The following is a 13,520-nucleotide window of genomic DNA, read 5'->3' as shown; positions in this document are numbered from 1 at the left end:
AGTGATGGGTGGCAGGTATGATGGATGAAACTCCTTTTCGCGAGTTGTGGCTAAAGTTCAGTGAACAAGAGCTACTTCCCGATGTTGATTGGTTATTTCGTCATGCGCCACCCTCAGTCAAAAATACCTTTTGTACCATTCATTTACAAGAAGGGTACAAATTGATCCATCAAGGCACAGAAAACCAATACACCTATATTATTATTGAAGGTGAATTTGTGGTGAACAAACTCGCTGATAGCGGTAAAGAGCTCGCTTTAACATTCTGTTATAAAGGTGAATTTCTTGGTGAGATGGAAGCATTGTGCCAGCAAAAACATTATCGCTATGATGTGATTGCATTAACGGACGCACGAGTGATCCGTATCCCATCTGATAGTTTTTTAGTTTGGTTATCTCAAGACCACCGCTTATCCATTCTTTTAAATCGACAATTGGCGAAACGCTCATTAATTAATGGAGAACAACGATTGATGACCGCCGTTGATTCCATTGAAAAGAACTTGCTGTACATTTTAACGCAACTATCGAGCCACCAAATTCGTTTACCGAGAGAGACGTTAGCCGCAATTTTAGGTACTTCACGTCGCCATTTGGATAAAGTTTTATTTAAGTTGAAAGAACAAGGTATTATACAGCAAGAAGGCCACATCATTTTATTAGCTCCGCGTTAATTAAGGAAAGCTATCACTATTTCATGACTGAAAATAACATCATGAATTAAAAGGATAGCTTCTTATAACATAGCGTAATCGCTCGTTTTATTTATCGAGTATAGGAAAAATAAAAATAATTTAAGCTTTTTACACTTAGGGTTAACTATAATTAAGAATCAATAAACTTTTATAGATAACATTAATATGAAAATGCTTTTTTGTTTACCCTATTGATAATTATTGATTTTTATATTTTTTGGTTTTTATATTTTTCAAATTTCTTTCTGGTTTTAAAGTGATAATAAATCGCTTTTATTGGATTGGTTAATTTTTTCAATATCCAAACGATAGGCTCTATTAAAATTAATTTAGAATAAGGTTTACCACCTTTGTTATGTTCATATTCCATATAACCCCCTTGTACCTTTAAATTTATAATTAGGTTTGCATAGAGAATAATCATAAAAAAGTGACAGATAGCGTTTTTTGCATAATACAGATCAAATATGGGTAGTTTTGTATTACATTAATGCGATATGCAAACGGTTAAGGGCTGAATGATGTTACTGTACAAACAGATCGCGCAGACATTACAGGAAAAAATTCATCGAGGAGACTTTTTAAGTGGTGAAAAACTTCCTTCAGTGAGGGAGATAGGGCGTGAACATGAGGTCAGCTTAACAACAGCGCAGCTTGCTTATCGTGAGCTAGAAAAAATGCAACTGATCTATGCGGTACCTAAATCAGGCTATTTTGTTATTCCAAACAAAACCGAGGCTCTACTGCCTAAGGCGGTAAATTACATACAAAAACCAGTACATATCGCTCAATGGAACCCAACTATTGATTTTTTACGCGTAGAAGAGCGCGATAATATCACTTCATTATCTTGCGCAGTTCCGAATATCGATAACAAAACATTAGAGCCGCTGTGGCAAGAAATGAATATGCTCAGCCGTCGTAAAAATCGCTTAATGTTAGAGTATGATTGCTTACAAGGATTGCCAGCATTGCGTGAGCAAATTCATCATATTTCTGATCATAAAACCCTGTTTACGCCTGACGATATCGTGACGACGACAAGTGGTCATCAAGCATTATCGCTGTCTATTCAAGCATCGACGCAAGGCGATGATGTGATAGCGGTAGAATCACCGACATTTCCTGGTTTATTGCAGACACTGTATGGATTAGGCAGAAGAATTATTGAAATCCCAACAGATCCACAGACAGGGATCAAATTAGAACGGGTACAAGAGGCTTTTCATCGTTGGTCAGTAAAAGCTATTGTGGTAACACCGACTTGCAATAACCCTATGGGCTGCTCCATGCCTGAAACACATAAGCAGCAGCTATTGCAACTGGCAACTCAATATGGCGTGACGATCATTGAAAATGACATTCTTGCGGGATTAGCGTATGAATATCCGCGCCCATCGACGATCCAATCATTGGATAGTGATGGGCAGGTGATCCTTTGTAGTTCATTTTCTAAAACAATCGCCCCAGGGGTGCGAACAGGATGGGTGATACCCGGAAAATATAAAGAAAAAGTCATGCACTTAAAATATTTGTCTCACTGTTCGGGAGAAATATTTATGCAGCAAGTTATGGCTAACTTTTTACGTGATGGGCACTATTTCCCACATCTACGCGCTATGCGCCAACATTATAGTGAGCTGCAATGCCAGTATCGAGAACTAGTGGAAAGTCACTTTCCGCCAATGACACGGATTTCTCGACCACAAGGGGGCTTTTCATTATGGGTTGAGCATCCTCCGGTGGATAACCGTAAATTAATGGATGTTTTACAGCGCAATAAAGTGATTGTGCTAACAGGAGAGCACTTTTCATCTGATGGATGCTTTACACATCATTTACGTATTAACTACGCATTGCCGTTGATCCCAAGGCGTCTTAATGGAATAAAGATATTGGGGGAAACATTAAAATTAACCCGTTTATAATTAAAGGTATTATGGTGTTTTTATTGATGAAAGGGCACCATAATGCCTCTTGACGAGCGCGTCGATGTTTTATAAGATCTAAACATCTAGTTAGCTTCAAACATTCATATCTTATCTCCTGATACCCCTTTTTAACTTCTTGTTTTAACCCATTTTAATTTTATTTCCCATCGCCCTTAACACCTATCTGTGACCTTGTGTTCACGGAAGGGCTGTCTATTATTCAAGAGAATTATTATGCAACCATATCGTTACTTATTATGGGTACTTGCTACGGCGGTTTACCTAGTGGGTACTACTGAATTTATGTTATCTGCAACATTAACACCGCTGGCTGAGGTTTTTTCGGTCAGTAGCGCACAAGCATCATGGCTAATTTCAGCTTATGCGCTGACTTATGCGGTTACAGCACCAGTGATAGGTTATTTTTCTGATCGCATCGATCGGCGAAAGTTATTGTTAGTAGCCATGTTTCTATTTGCGATAGATAGCCTGGCTATCATTGTTTCTCCGAACTTCACTATCGCAATGTTCTTCCGTATTTGTGGTGGCTTAGCGTCGGCGGCGATAGTACCCACCATTTTTGCTTTAATTGCAGATATCTTCCCAGCGCGTCAGCAATCTACAGCGATGGGGATGGTGATGGTTGGTATGACGATAGGGATCGTATCAGGCCCTGTGTTAGCAGGCGTATTAACAGAGTATTTAACATGGTACGCGCCCTTTATTATGACTGCAGTAGGAAGTCTTATCGTATGGTTTTGTGTCTGTAAAATATTGCCACCTTCAAAGCCTCATCAAGACGTGAGAAAACAAGGGGGATTCCAGTGGCTACAGGATATAAAAATAGTTCGTTTTATTAGTGCTAAAGCAATATGGAACGGCACTGCGGTCAGTGTTTTCTTATTGTCAGGAGAGGTACTCAGACTGAAATTTTCAATTGATAGCGCGCTAATCGGTGTTGTCGTTGCTGCGTTTGGAGTGGGGTTATTTATCGGAAATCTATTAGTTGGTCGGCTCAATCATTTTTTATCAAATGATAGCCAACGATTGTTATTAGTCATCTCTCTGATGGCAGTGGCGGTACTCACATTTGTTTTAGCGTATGTTCCACTGGTGGTACACACAGCATGTTTAGTTATTTGGGGCGGTTTTTTGGGGATGGCTGCGCCATTGAGTACCACCATGGTTGCGATGCGCAGTGGCGAAAACAAAGGTCAAGTATTAGCCGTTTCGGAAAGTTTTAATAACATTGTACTGTTTTCTATGCTGCCACTTTTATCATGGGTATTGAGCTACCATGGGCTGGTTACCATGAGTGTGATCATTATGCTAATGCTGACCATTGCCATTGTGTTGAGTGTATTAGATATTCGGTCGAGTCAATAATGGGGAAGCGCGAGTTGGCTTCCCCCCTTCGTACCTACTGAGTTTGTAAGATTTGTCGTTGTTTGCTGACGTTCATACCTTTGAGCATGCTCATCCAAGCTAATACCGTGAAGAACATTAAAATAATAAAAATGGCTTTAGGGGGAAGCTCTGTGAGCACGACCCCTGTAAGCATCGGGTTGAATGCACCGCCAAGCAAGCCAAGGGCTTGAGCCGAAAAATAGCTCGATTTCATGCCTTCCGGCGCAATATTATCAATCAACATGTACTCACCGGGCGCATAGATCAGCTCACCGAGAGTAAAAATAAAGGATCCTAGCGCCCATAAGTATAGGTTTTCGTCAGCTTCCATAAATGTGGCAAGGCCACCGACAAAAAAGAGAGTACCTAACGTCATATAACGCTTAAGGTTATCTGGTGTAAGGCGTTTACCTACCATATATTGCAAAGTAACCACAACCACTGCATTCATGGGAAGCACGACCCCGATGACGGCTTGTGCAAACTCGCTGTTGGATACGGTAATAACATATTGAGATATCCACGTTGTGAAGGTGCCAAATACCAGCGAGCCAAGAAAAGTGGACAAAATAAACCATGCTAATGCTCTGTCATGTAGCATCGCAGCGGGGTTCCATAAGCGCTTTTGGCCTTCTTGGTGGGGAGCAGGTTTCACACTTTGTACAAAGTGTTGAATAAAGAAAACGGGTATTGACGCTGAAATTGCCGCTAACCAAAATGGCAGATTGATGTTATACATCAATAACCATGTTCCAAGAGGCGGGCCGATGGTCCAACCGATATTCAAAAATGTGTAATTAAGGGAAAATACCTTTGCTTTAATAGAAAGAGGAAGAGTATCTGAAAAATAACCTTTTAGTACGGTTGAAAAGACGGAATAAGAGCAATTTATTAACGAGAAGAAAATAACCACAAGCACGGCATGACTTGAGAGTGGAATTGCAATAAAGCCCAAAATAAACGCAATAATAGCGATTAGCATACAGCGTTTCTTATCGACTTTATCTGCCAAAATACCAAAGCCCATACTAAATAAGACACCGATAGTTAAGGCAAGAGACATTGCAATCCCCACAATATCAATAGCCATTTGGTATTCTCGTGTCAGGTAAATCGCCATAAATGGCAAGGTTGCTCCACGTCCAATGGTTAATAGCAATGAAGAGCAGAGTAAAGCGCTATTTGAAATATTTGATTTAGACAACATGACCCACGACCTAACGTTATAATTGTTATTGAGTTGTAGCACTCTCTGTTAAATAGATAAATTACCGAATTTTGTGATAACAGGGAATGGCTGAGTCAGTACAAAGGCTGAAAAAGATAAAAACAAGATATTGGATAACTCTTATCTAGGATTAGGGTTTTTTAAATAGGCAATAGAAGGAATAGCAGTACCTTTATAGAGGATTACGCTATTATTTTTGGCTTTAAGCCTATGTTACAGTATCGCCCAGCGTCATCACTGACATGATACAGAAAAGCGGCTTCAATAATTTCACAACAATCAGGTTATTTCGGAATGTAGACTAATAACCGATTACCTTTTTCAATATCAAATGTCAAAGAAGAGTAATCATAATTTTCCACTTTACCTTGATAAGCAATTTCACGAATACCTGTACAAGGTTGGTAAATTTCATGCTTATGCCAAAGTTGGCTAAATAAAGTTGATTGTTCCAGCAGGGCGTTAATCATTTTTTTAATATTGGGGTTGTTCTTGGTGCGAGCATAATCACGGCGAAAACTGGCCAGTAGTTGTTGGGCAACAAGTTGCCAATTAACGAAGCGTTCTTGGTAGCGAGGATCCATAAATAGAAGATAGAGGAAATTGCAATAATACGGTTGCGCATCCGAAAAATGAAAATAGTGATCGGCCCGAGTATTATAAGCAAGCACATCCCAGTGCAAGTTGAGCACATAGCAGAGATAATGATCAGGAAAATCGCTGATCATGCGGGAAATAGCCGAAGGAACACGATGCTCGGTATTACCTGTTGCTATCGGCTCGCGGTTATGGGTTAACAAATAAAGGTGTTGACGCTCAGCGCTATTTAAATGTAACGCGGCTGATAAATTATCAAGGAATTGCGTCGAAACGCCAATATCACGACCTTGTTCAAGCCATGTGTACCAAGTCAAACCAACCCCAGCTAAAGCAGCAACTTCTTCACGACGAAGCCCCGGTGTCCTGCGCCTTGTCGTTCGCGGTAGGCCGACTTCTTCCGGTGAAATACTTTCCCGTTTTTGCTTTAAAAACTCAGCCAGCTCAGGGCGCATTCGTTGCATCGCTTTCATAGCCTATTGCCTTTAGTAATAGTATAAATGGTTAAATTGTACCATGATAACGGATTCTTTATAGTCCTCATTTTATTCGGCTAGATAAATGAGAACATCATGAATCGACATCAGCATATCGCTCTTTTTGTATTAATATTGGCGGGGTTCGTAACAATTTTTGATCTATTTGTGGTTAATGTTGCCATTGTGACTATTCAGCATTCGTTAAATGCCAATTTGACTGAGCTAACATTAATTATAGTAGGTTATGAATTAGCCTTTGGTTTATTACTCATTACAGGAGGTCGGTTAGGAGACATTTACGGTAAAAAATGCTTATACCGCGTGGGTATGGCATGCTTTACGCTCACATCTTTATTTTGTGCATTCGCACCGACAGCAACCTTGCTGGTGGTCGCAAGATTTTTTCAAGGGCTATCTGCTGCATTACTGTTTCCCCAAGTGTATGCCAGTCTCCGTGTCAATTTTAATCCGTTACAGGCGAAAAAAGCATTTGGCTATTTGGGAATGAGCTTAGGACTCGCTGCTATTGCTGGGCAAGCTTTAGGAGGGTGGCTGATCACGTTAGATCTATTTAACTTGAGTTGGCGGACAATTTTTTTAGTGAATTTACCGATAGGCATACTGGCTATCGCATTATCGCGTTTTTTACTCGAAGGAGAAAAATGCCGCATTAATCTTGATTGGTGTGGCGTCATATTATCAGGTTTAGGGATCTGCTGTGTTTTATTGCCATTGCTTATGTTACCCGTATGGGGTTGGTTAAATACAAGTAGCCTATTACTCAGCAGTGGGGTCTTACTGTTGGCCATCTTTGCTTATTATGAAATCCGATTAGAGAAACAAGGAAAAGCGCCATTATTCAGTATGCAAATTCTGCGTAATCGCCCCTTTGTTATTGGATTACTGGTAGTAATGAGTGTTTATGCAACATCTTCCGCTTTCCCTTTAATGTTATCTCTATTACTGCAAAAAGGGATCGGCTTAAGCGCGTTTTTGTCAGGTATGATTTTTGTACCTTCTAGCATTGGATTTGTAATTTCATCGGTAATCACCCCTCTTTGGGTTAATCGCTATGGTGAAAGAACAATATTTTGGGGCGCGCTATTTTATGGCTTAAGCTATATGCTGTTACTTGTGATGCTATATTGGTTTTCATCGAATAGCTCAGCACTATGGTTGACGCCGGTTTTATTCCTTGTGGGGTTTACACAAGGTATGATCATGACACCGATGCTAAATTTAGTTCTTGCTAAAGTGAGTGTTCAGATAGCGGGGCAAGCTTCAGGCTTTACTGCAACATTGCAGCAAGTCGGAGCCGCGATAGGTGCCACTATGGTTTCTGTGATGATGCAGTACGGATTAACTCACTTTTCGGCTCAATTTCCCTTTGAACAACTTAAAAATGCGGTCAGTTTCGGGTTAGGTTTTAACTTTTGCATGGCGATATGCTCTGCAATTTTATTGCTAATGATCACTCGCCGAACGCCCACGCTGACCATTTCATCCTGCATATAAATAAAAGAGCCTTATACAAATCGCATAAGGCTCTTAATAAAGTCATACAGGTTAAAGCGCGCTATCGAAGATCACTTGCATCATGGCGTTCGCGGACTTGTTGTGCGGGGTCGCCATGTAAACGGTTAACTCGACGCCCTCGTTGTACCGCTGGGCGTGCATAAATTTCGTCAGCCCAACGGTTTAGGTGTTGATATTCGTGAGTACTGAGGAATTCATCAGCATCATATAACCAACCTTTGACTAACGCGCCATACCATGGCCAGATTGCCATATCCGCAATAGAGTAGTGTTCGCCTGCAATATAGTGGTTATTGGCTAAACGCTGGTCTAATACATCAAGTTGACGCTTGGTTTCCATCGCAAATCGATTGATGGGGTATTCAAATTTTTCTGGTGCATAGGTGTAAAAATGACCAAATCCACCGCCAACAAAAGGCGCTGAACCCATTTGCCAAAAGAGCCAAGAGAGGGTTTCTGCTCTTTCCGGTTGGGTGGTTGGTAGGAATGCTGAAAATTTTTCAGCTAAATAAGTCAAAATTGAACCGGACTCAAAAACACGGATAGGTTTTTCGCCACTTCGGTCAACTAATGCTGGAATTTTAGAGTTAGGGTTAATTTCGACAAAACCTGAGCTAAATTGATCACCTTCTCTGATATTGATCAGCCAAGCATCATATTCGGCTTCTTTTATACCCAGCTCGAGTAATTCCTCTAACATGATGGTGACTTTTTGCCCGTTAGGTGTTCCTAAAGAGTAAAGCTGTAGGGGATGTTTACCAATCGGTAGCTCTTTTTCATGCGTCGCACCTGATACTGGTCGATTGATATTTGCAAACTGTCCGCCATTACCTTGTTCCCATTGCCAGACTTTCGGTGGGGTATAAGTTGAATTATCCATTTTTACCTCCAGTTAGTGATCCCACCACAAGGGTGGGAGCGGGGTTTATTATAGAGATGCTACATAAACTCGGCGACTGACTTCAGGCGTAATATCATGATGCTCACCCAGTGCCGTCATTCCATTTTGGGTCAAACTTTCGATAAGAGGATCAATCACGTCTTCATTGAGGTTATAATCGCTAAAACGCGTTTTGACATCCATGCGCTCAAAAAATGCTCTTGTTAGCTCAATAGCTTGCAGAGCTTTTTGCTCCTCAGACCCTTCGTTGATCCCCCATACTTGCTGAGCATATTGAACCAGTTTAGCTTGTTTCTGCGGTAATTTTTCCTTCAACATAGAAGGTAAGACTATCGCTAGCGTTTGAGCATGATCTAAGCCGTATAGCGCTGTAATCTCATGGCCTAACATATGTGTCGACCAGTCTTGTGGTACACCCGCGCCGATAAGGCCATTTAGTGCCAAAGTGGCTGTCCACATTAAGCTTGCACGTAAATCATAGTCATGCGGAGTAGCTAACGCTTTTGGCCCAATATCAATTAGCGTTTTTAATAAACCTTCTGCAAATGCATCTTGTACATAAGCATGAGTAGGATAAGTTAAATATTGTTCCATTACATGAACAAACGCGTCAACAACACCATTGCTGATTTGACGTGGTGGCAGCGTAAAGGTTTTTACAGGATCTAAAATAGAAAATTGTGGATAGAGGCTGTCATGCATAAAGGCGCGTTTAGATTGCGTCGCTTCACGGGTGATCACTGAGCCTTTATTCATTTCGGAGCCTGTGGCAGGGAGCGTCAATACGGTGCCAAAGGGTAAGGCGGATGTTACTTTGGTTCCACCACTGGTCAAAATTTCCCAGAGGTCACCCTCAAAATTAACTGCCGCAGCAACAAATTTGGTGCCATCAATGACTGAGCCACCACCAACTGCGAGCAGATAGTTGTAGCCTTCTTGGTGAATTTTATCTACCGCTTTGATTAAAGTTTCATAGCGAGGGTTCGCCTCAATACCGCCGAATAGACCAACTTCACGTTCACCCAATGCTTGTTCTACTTCGTCTAATGTTCCTGTTTTACGTGCACTTTCACCACCAAAAAGAATTAGAACTTTAGCCTCTTTGGGGACCAATCTATTCAATTCAGCAATTTTCCCTTTACCAAATACAATACGTGTTGGGTTATAAAATTCGAAATTGTTCATATATAGACCTTATTTCAGAATTGAAAGAGACGTTCTTTGCTTGTCATATCGTGCTGACAAGCGGGGTAAAGGACGACGAGATAATGAGAATACATTAACTAACATAACTATATTATACATGCATAATTTGGCTTTGTATTATCTCTATATGTCATTTTAAACAATTAAATAATTGATTTTGAAATCAAATGTCAAGCATTGTTTTATTAAAGAAATGAGGTGAAAAGTTTGATAGAAGGGAGGGAATTAGGAATAAATAAGTAAGGAAAAGTAATGATACAAACACATAAGAGCTACAACAAAATCGGTTATGAGCCTCTTCAAGCTGCAAATGAGTCTACCGAGCAAAAAACAACGCATTCTATAGCGCAGTTAACCGAGTGTATTAGCCAAAATACTGGATTGGTATCAAGCCATTTGCTCCCATTGCAACAAGTTGCTAAGGAGCAAGATAGCATTATAGGCGTTCGGCCTGTAGACCGCTTTGCGACAGATTTAATTGCGGCGGGCTACCCGACAAAAAACTTTCATATCAAAGGTAAAAGTGCTTCATGGGGGGCTCAGGCAGGGTTGATTTGTGTTGAGCAGCGTTTTAGTAAATTAGAAAACAAATCTGAAGATCTCATTGATAAATATAACGGTTTTATTCGTCGTTGTATTGAAAAAGGTCATGCTCGGCCGATTCCTCTTGAAATAACAGAGGAGCGATTACACACCTTACTGCAAATGGGAGCGATTGATAACCTTAGTTTAGAAAATTCACAAGGGGTCAAACAATTTACCGCGAAAGGGCCTAGTTTGAGAAGTTATCAATTTGAAGCCAAATGGGAGCCTCAGCAACAAAAGTACCGAATTTATTTTGAGAAAAAATATCTTCAAGTATTAGCACCTATTGATAGTTGCCTACCTATCACTGCTGATTATGATTTATTGTTAATTGGCCCACACATGAGAGATTTTGGTCATCAAGATATGCTCCCTGTACCCGATGTTGCCCATTCGGTATATCGCCAACGTGTTGAAAAGTATCAACGCTTACCAACAGATGCAAATTTGAGCCAAGCTTATAGAGATGAAAACCATTTTTATCAAAATGAAGACAGTGAAATTGGTAATGCATCACCACGAGTGAGAGAGATGATTTCTTTAATTAATCGCGCATTAGTGGGTGAGGCAGAGAAAGTCGTGCATCACAGTGTTGATGCAACAAGTCCAGTGACGGATTTAGATGCTAATTTTCCAGCAACGTTTGCTTTACCCAAAAAGATAGGGCGTTTTGATGAGTTATGCATCATAACGAATAAAGAAGAATTAGTTGAGTTGATAACAACGTCTAAAGCGGAGGGTTATCACATTAAAACTAACCCGTTATGGGAAAAAGAGTTACCCACGATCAGGCGGCTAAGTTTTGAATATGCGAAACGGAGGTTGTCGACAGTCAGTTTAAACTCAAAAATAACACATTTTTAAATGTTAATTTAAGTTAGTTTAAACAGAAAGTTAGAGTCATTTATCTCGTTCATTGTATAGGATGGTGAAAATATTTTTGACAGGAGAGCAAATTTTGTTCTATATTTAATTCATTCAAATGAATTAAATGAGGTTGTTATGAAAAATAGAGTGATCCCAAACGCATTTACAATTAATGAGCGTGATAGAAGGTGGGGGCTTGCGCGCCAAATTATGCAAGCCAATGATCTAGAAGTATTAATGGTATATGGTGACAGAGAGTCTGCTGCACCAGCACCATTTTGCATCGATCATTACTTTACCAATGACCGATTAGGATCAGTGGTTTTATTCCACCTTGATAAAGCGCCTGTCGTTGTCACGTTTGCACCTATGATGGTTGCTGATCATATGCAAGCTGCCATGCGTGGTGATATGCAGTGGATTGCGCCTGAACAAATCGTTGTTGGCAAAACAGGGCATAACATTGCACAAGTATTAATTGATTTAGGTGTATTTTCTCGCGCAAATATAGGCGTAATCGGTTTGGAACCATATCCCCCTTTTTATTTTGATGGTGCAATGCCGTTTAACACCTTAACAGGAATTAAAAAAAGATTGCCAAATGTCAATTTTGTTCCGGTATATAAACAGTTTTTCCAGCTCGCTTCCGTTAAAAGTGAAGAAGAACTTGAGCATATTAAGCATGCGGCCATGATCGGTGAAGCTATGAGCGAGGCCATGCGAGCAACCGCTATTCCAGGTAATACGGAAGCTGATATCGCTGCGGCAGTAACCTCTACATGTTTGTCTATGGGAGGATTCACCGCGGAAATATTAATGGGCTCAGGTCCTGAATATATCGGTTGGGGGCAACCTGCGTGGCAATACCGTTCGCAAAAGCCTCGTGAAATTCAAGAAGGTGATATTGTATTAACTGAGATATTTGCATTATATGGTATGTATGAGACACAGCACCAAGCTGCTGTCGCAGTAGGTAAGGTACATCCAAATATTGAAAAAGCGGCTGAAATTTCACGGGAATGTTATGAAATTGGCGTCGAATATCTAAAAGAAGGGGTCACCTTCGGCGAAGTTGTCGATAAAATGGAGCAACCATTATTAAGATCAAAAGGTTGGCATGTGCATCCTCTGATCCACAGTATTAACCCTTACGGGCCAATTGGTTTTGGTACTGCACCCGGTATTGAATCATTGCCGATTGCACAAAAATATCGTCAATTGGAGAGATTACCCAACCCAGGCAGAGAGTTAGTGCTAAAAGCAGGTATGACGTTTGCGTTTGAACCTAATTGTGCGTTTGGTTATCATTTATGTAATCTAGGCGGAACAGTTGTCGTTGGCAAAGAAAAAGGGATCGAATTGAACAAAAATTCCACCTATTTGATGCGAGCCGATATTTAACCCATAGGGCCACAGCGGGATATGACAGAGACCAATAAAAACACGCTTTCATCTGAGTCAACAAAAGAAAAATTGATAAACGAAGGGATCAAATTATTTGCTCTTCATGGAATTGCTGGAGTGAGAACCCGACAATTAGCAGATAATGCCGGGGTCAACCAATCAGCCATTCCTTATCATATGGGAGGAAAGCTGGGCGTCTATTCCGCTGTTATTCAAAAAATTGCCAATGACCTCGCGGCCGCTAGCAATACTCATGAATTTGACCGTACTTTTGCAGAGCTGACGGCGCAACGTCCTATACAGACGGAACGGGCTAAAACATTACTTCATATGTTAATGGGGGGCCTTGGGCATGCTCTGCTGCTCCCAGAACACAATTATTACTCTGTACTGATCTTAAGAGAACAGCTTGAGCCGACAGAAAATTACGAAATTATTTATCGTGATTTCATCGAACCTTTCCATATGCGTTTATCAAGTTTGATTCAGTTTATCAATCAAGTTGATGAACAAACCGCAATTATTCGTGCACATGCACTTATTGGGCAGGTATTGGGTTTTGTCGTCGCTAAAAAACCGTTATTAAAAAGACTTAATCAATCCCAAATTACTCAGTCATTGCTTGATGATATTTTGCAGCAAATAGGTTTATTGGCTAGTCGAGCGCTACTTAGTGATTAACCT

The 13,520-nt window shown here is 40.6% G+C and carries 12 protein-coding genes; 7 read left to right on the top strand and 5 right to left on the bottom strand.

What is annotated here, in order from left to right:
• Positions 1–17 precede the first annotated feature (17 nt).
• A complete protein-coding gene (locus tag PSF11_RS02715) occupies positions 18–674 on the top strand; it encodes a Crp/Fnr family transcriptional regulator (RefSeq protein WP_036940251.1) in 657 nt (218 codons plus the stop codon).
• A gap of 229 nt (positions 675–903) precedes the next feature.
• On the opposite strand, the gene PSF11_RS02710 is transcribed toward PSF11_RS02715, so the two are convergent.
• Positions 904–1,065: a hypothetical protein gene (locus PSF11_RS02710; protein ID WP_154598661.1), complete on the bottom strand. Its 162-nt coding sequence runs from the start codon at positions 1,063–1,065 to the stop codon at positions 904–906.
• A 148-nt stretch (positions 1,066–1,213) separates the two neighbouring features.
• Between PSF11_RS02710 and PSF11_RS02705 the strand changes: the two genes are divergently transcribed.
• Together PSF11_RS02705 and PSF11_RS02700 are read left to right on the top strand one after the other, a co-directional pair.
• Positions 1,214–2,623 (top strand): aminotransferase-like domain-containing protein, encoded by a 1,410-nt coding sequence (locus PSF11_RS02705; RefSeq protein WP_004919824.1) that lies wholly within the window; start codon positions 1,214–1,216, stop codon positions 2,621–2,623.
• A 237-nt stretch (positions 2,624–2,860) separates the two neighbouring features.
• Positions 2,861–4,012 (top strand): MFS transporter, encoded by a 1,152-nt coding sequence (locus PSF11_RS02700; protein ID WP_072502259.1) that lies wholly within the window; start codon positions 2,861–2,863, stop codon positions 4,010–4,012.
• Between the two features lie 34 nt (positions 4,013–4,046).
• On the opposite strand, the gene ydeE is transcribed toward PSF11_RS02700, so the two are convergent.
• Both ydeE and PSF11_RS02690 read right to left on the bottom strand, forming a co-directional pair.
• Positions 4,047–5,240 carry an efflux MFS transporter YdeE gene (gene ydeE, locus PSF11_RS02695; RefSeq protein WP_014658366.1) on the bottom strand — a complete coding sequence of 398 codons (1,194 nt, stop codon included), beginning with the start codon at positions 5,238–5,240 and terminating at the stop codon, positions 4,047–4,049.
• A 305-nt stretch (positions 5,241–5,545) separates the two neighbouring features.
• On the bottom strand, positions 5,546–6,331 hold the full coding sequence (locus PSF11_RS02690) for a helix-turn-helix transcriptional regulator (RefSeq protein ID WP_014658367.1): 786 nt from the start codon (positions 6,329–6,331) through the stop codon (positions 5,546–5,548).
• A 99-nt stretch (positions 6,332–6,430) separates the two neighbouring features.
• Here PSF11_RS02690 and PSF11_RS02685 point away from each other — a divergent pair, with 99 nt between their 5' ends.
• A complete protein-coding gene (locus PSF11_RS02685) occupies positions 6,431–7,852 on the top strand; it encodes an MFS transporter (protein WP_004919838.1) in 1,422 nt (473 codons plus the stop codon).
• 61 nt (positions 7,853–7,913) lie between these two features.
• Here PSF11_RS02685 and yghU read toward each other — a convergent pair whose 3' ends face one another.
• Both yghU and PSF11_RS02675 read right to left on the bottom strand, forming a co-directional pair.
• Positions 7,914–8,753 carry a glutathione-dependent disulfide-bond oxidoreductase gene (gene yghU / locus PSF11_RS02680; protein ID WP_004919841.1) on the bottom strand — a complete coding sequence of 280 codons (840 nt, stop codon included), beginning with the start codon at positions 8,751–8,753 and terminating at the stop codon, positions 7,914–7,916.
• A gap of 48 nt (positions 8,754–8,801) precedes the next feature.
• Positions 8,802–9,959 (bottom strand): iron-containing alcohol dehydrogenase, encoded by a 1,158-nt coding sequence (locus tag PSF11_RS02675; protein ID WP_053110198.1) that lies wholly within the window; start codon positions 9,957–9,959, stop codon positions 8,802–8,804.
• Between the two features lie 273 nt (positions 9,960–10,232).
• Between PSF11_RS02675 and PSF11_RS02670 the strand changes: the two genes are divergently transcribed.
• The 3 genes from PSF11_RS02670 to PSF11_RS02660 all read left to right on the top strand — a co-directional run bounded on the left by PSF11_RS02670 (position 10,233) and on the right by PSF11_RS02660 (position 13,517).
• Positions 10,233–11,429 carry an anthrax toxin-like adenylyl cyclase domain-containing protein gene (locus PSF11_RS02670; RefSeq protein ID WP_072502260.1) on the top strand — a complete coding sequence of 399 codons (1,197 nt, stop codon included), beginning with the start codon at positions 10,233–10,235 and terminating at the stop codon, positions 11,427–11,429.
• Positions 11,430–11,567: 138 nt separating this feature from the next.
• A complete protein-coding gene (locus PSF11_RS02665) occupies positions 11,568–12,833 on the top strand; it encodes a M24 family metallopeptidase (protein ID WP_072502261.1) in 1,266 nt (421 codons plus the stop codon).
• 21 nt (positions 12,834–12,854) lie between these two features.
• Positions 12,855–13,517 (top strand): CerR family C-terminal domain-containing protein, encoded by a 663-nt coding sequence (locus PSF11_RS02660; RefSeq protein WP_004919855.1) that lies wholly within the window; start codon positions 12,855–12,857, stop codon positions 13,515–13,517.
• Positions 13,518–13,520 lie beyond the last annotated feature (3 nt).

Source organism: Providencia sp. PROV119 (genome assembly GCF_028482435.1).
Classification (GTDB): domain Bacteria; phylum Pseudomonadota; class Gammaproteobacteria; order Enterobacterales; family Enterobacteriaceae; genus Providencia; species Providencia stuartii.
This window is presented reverse-complemented; position numbering and strand designations above follow the sequence as displayed.

Coding starts and splice junctions, on each gene's coding strand:
- PSF11_RS02710 (WP_154598661.1), bottom strand. CDS start 1,065: ATGGAATATGAACATAACAAAGGTGGTAAACCTTATTCTAAATTAATT.
- PSF11_RS02700 (WP_072502259.1), top strand. CDS start 2,861: ATGCAACCATATCGTTACTTATTATGGGTACTTGCTACGGCGGTTTAC.
- PSF11_RS02715 (WP_036940251.1), top strand. CDS start 18: ATGATGGATGAAACTCCTTTTCGCGAGTTGTGGCTAAAGTTCAGTGAA.
- PSF11_RS02670 (WP_072502260.1), top strand. CDS start 10,233: ATGATACAAACACATAAGAGCTACAACAAAATCGGTTATGAGCCTCTT.
- ydeE (WP_014658366.1), bottom strand. CDS start 5,240: ATGTTGTCTAAATCAAATATTTCAAATAGCGCTTTACTCTGCTCTTCA.
- PSF11_RS02705 (WP_004919824.1), top strand. CDS start 1,214: ATGATGTTACTGTACAAACAGATCGCGCAGACATTACAGGAAAAAATT.
- PSF11_RS02660 (WP_004919855.1), top strand. CDS start 12,855: ATGACAGAGACCAATAAAAACACGCTTTCATCTGAGTCAACAAAAGAA.
- PSF11_RS02675 (WP_053110198.1), bottom strand. CDS start 9,959: ATGAACAATTTCGAATTTTATAACCCAACACGTATTGTATTTGGTAAA.
- yghU (WP_004919841.1), bottom strand. CDS start 8,753: ATGGATAATTCAACTTATACCCCACCGAAAGTCTGGCAATGGGAACAA.
- PSF11_RS02665 (WP_072502261.1), top strand. CDS start 11,568: ATGAAAAATAGAGTGATCCCAAACGCATTTACAATTAATGAGCGTGAT.
- PSF11_RS02685 (WP_004919838.1), top strand. CDS start 6,431: ATGAATCGACATCAGCATATCGCTCTTTTTGTATTAATATTGGCGGGG.
- PSF11_RS02690 (WP_014658367.1), bottom strand. CDS start 6,331: ATGAAAGCGATGCAACGAATGCGCCCTGAGCTGGCTGAGTTTTTAAAG.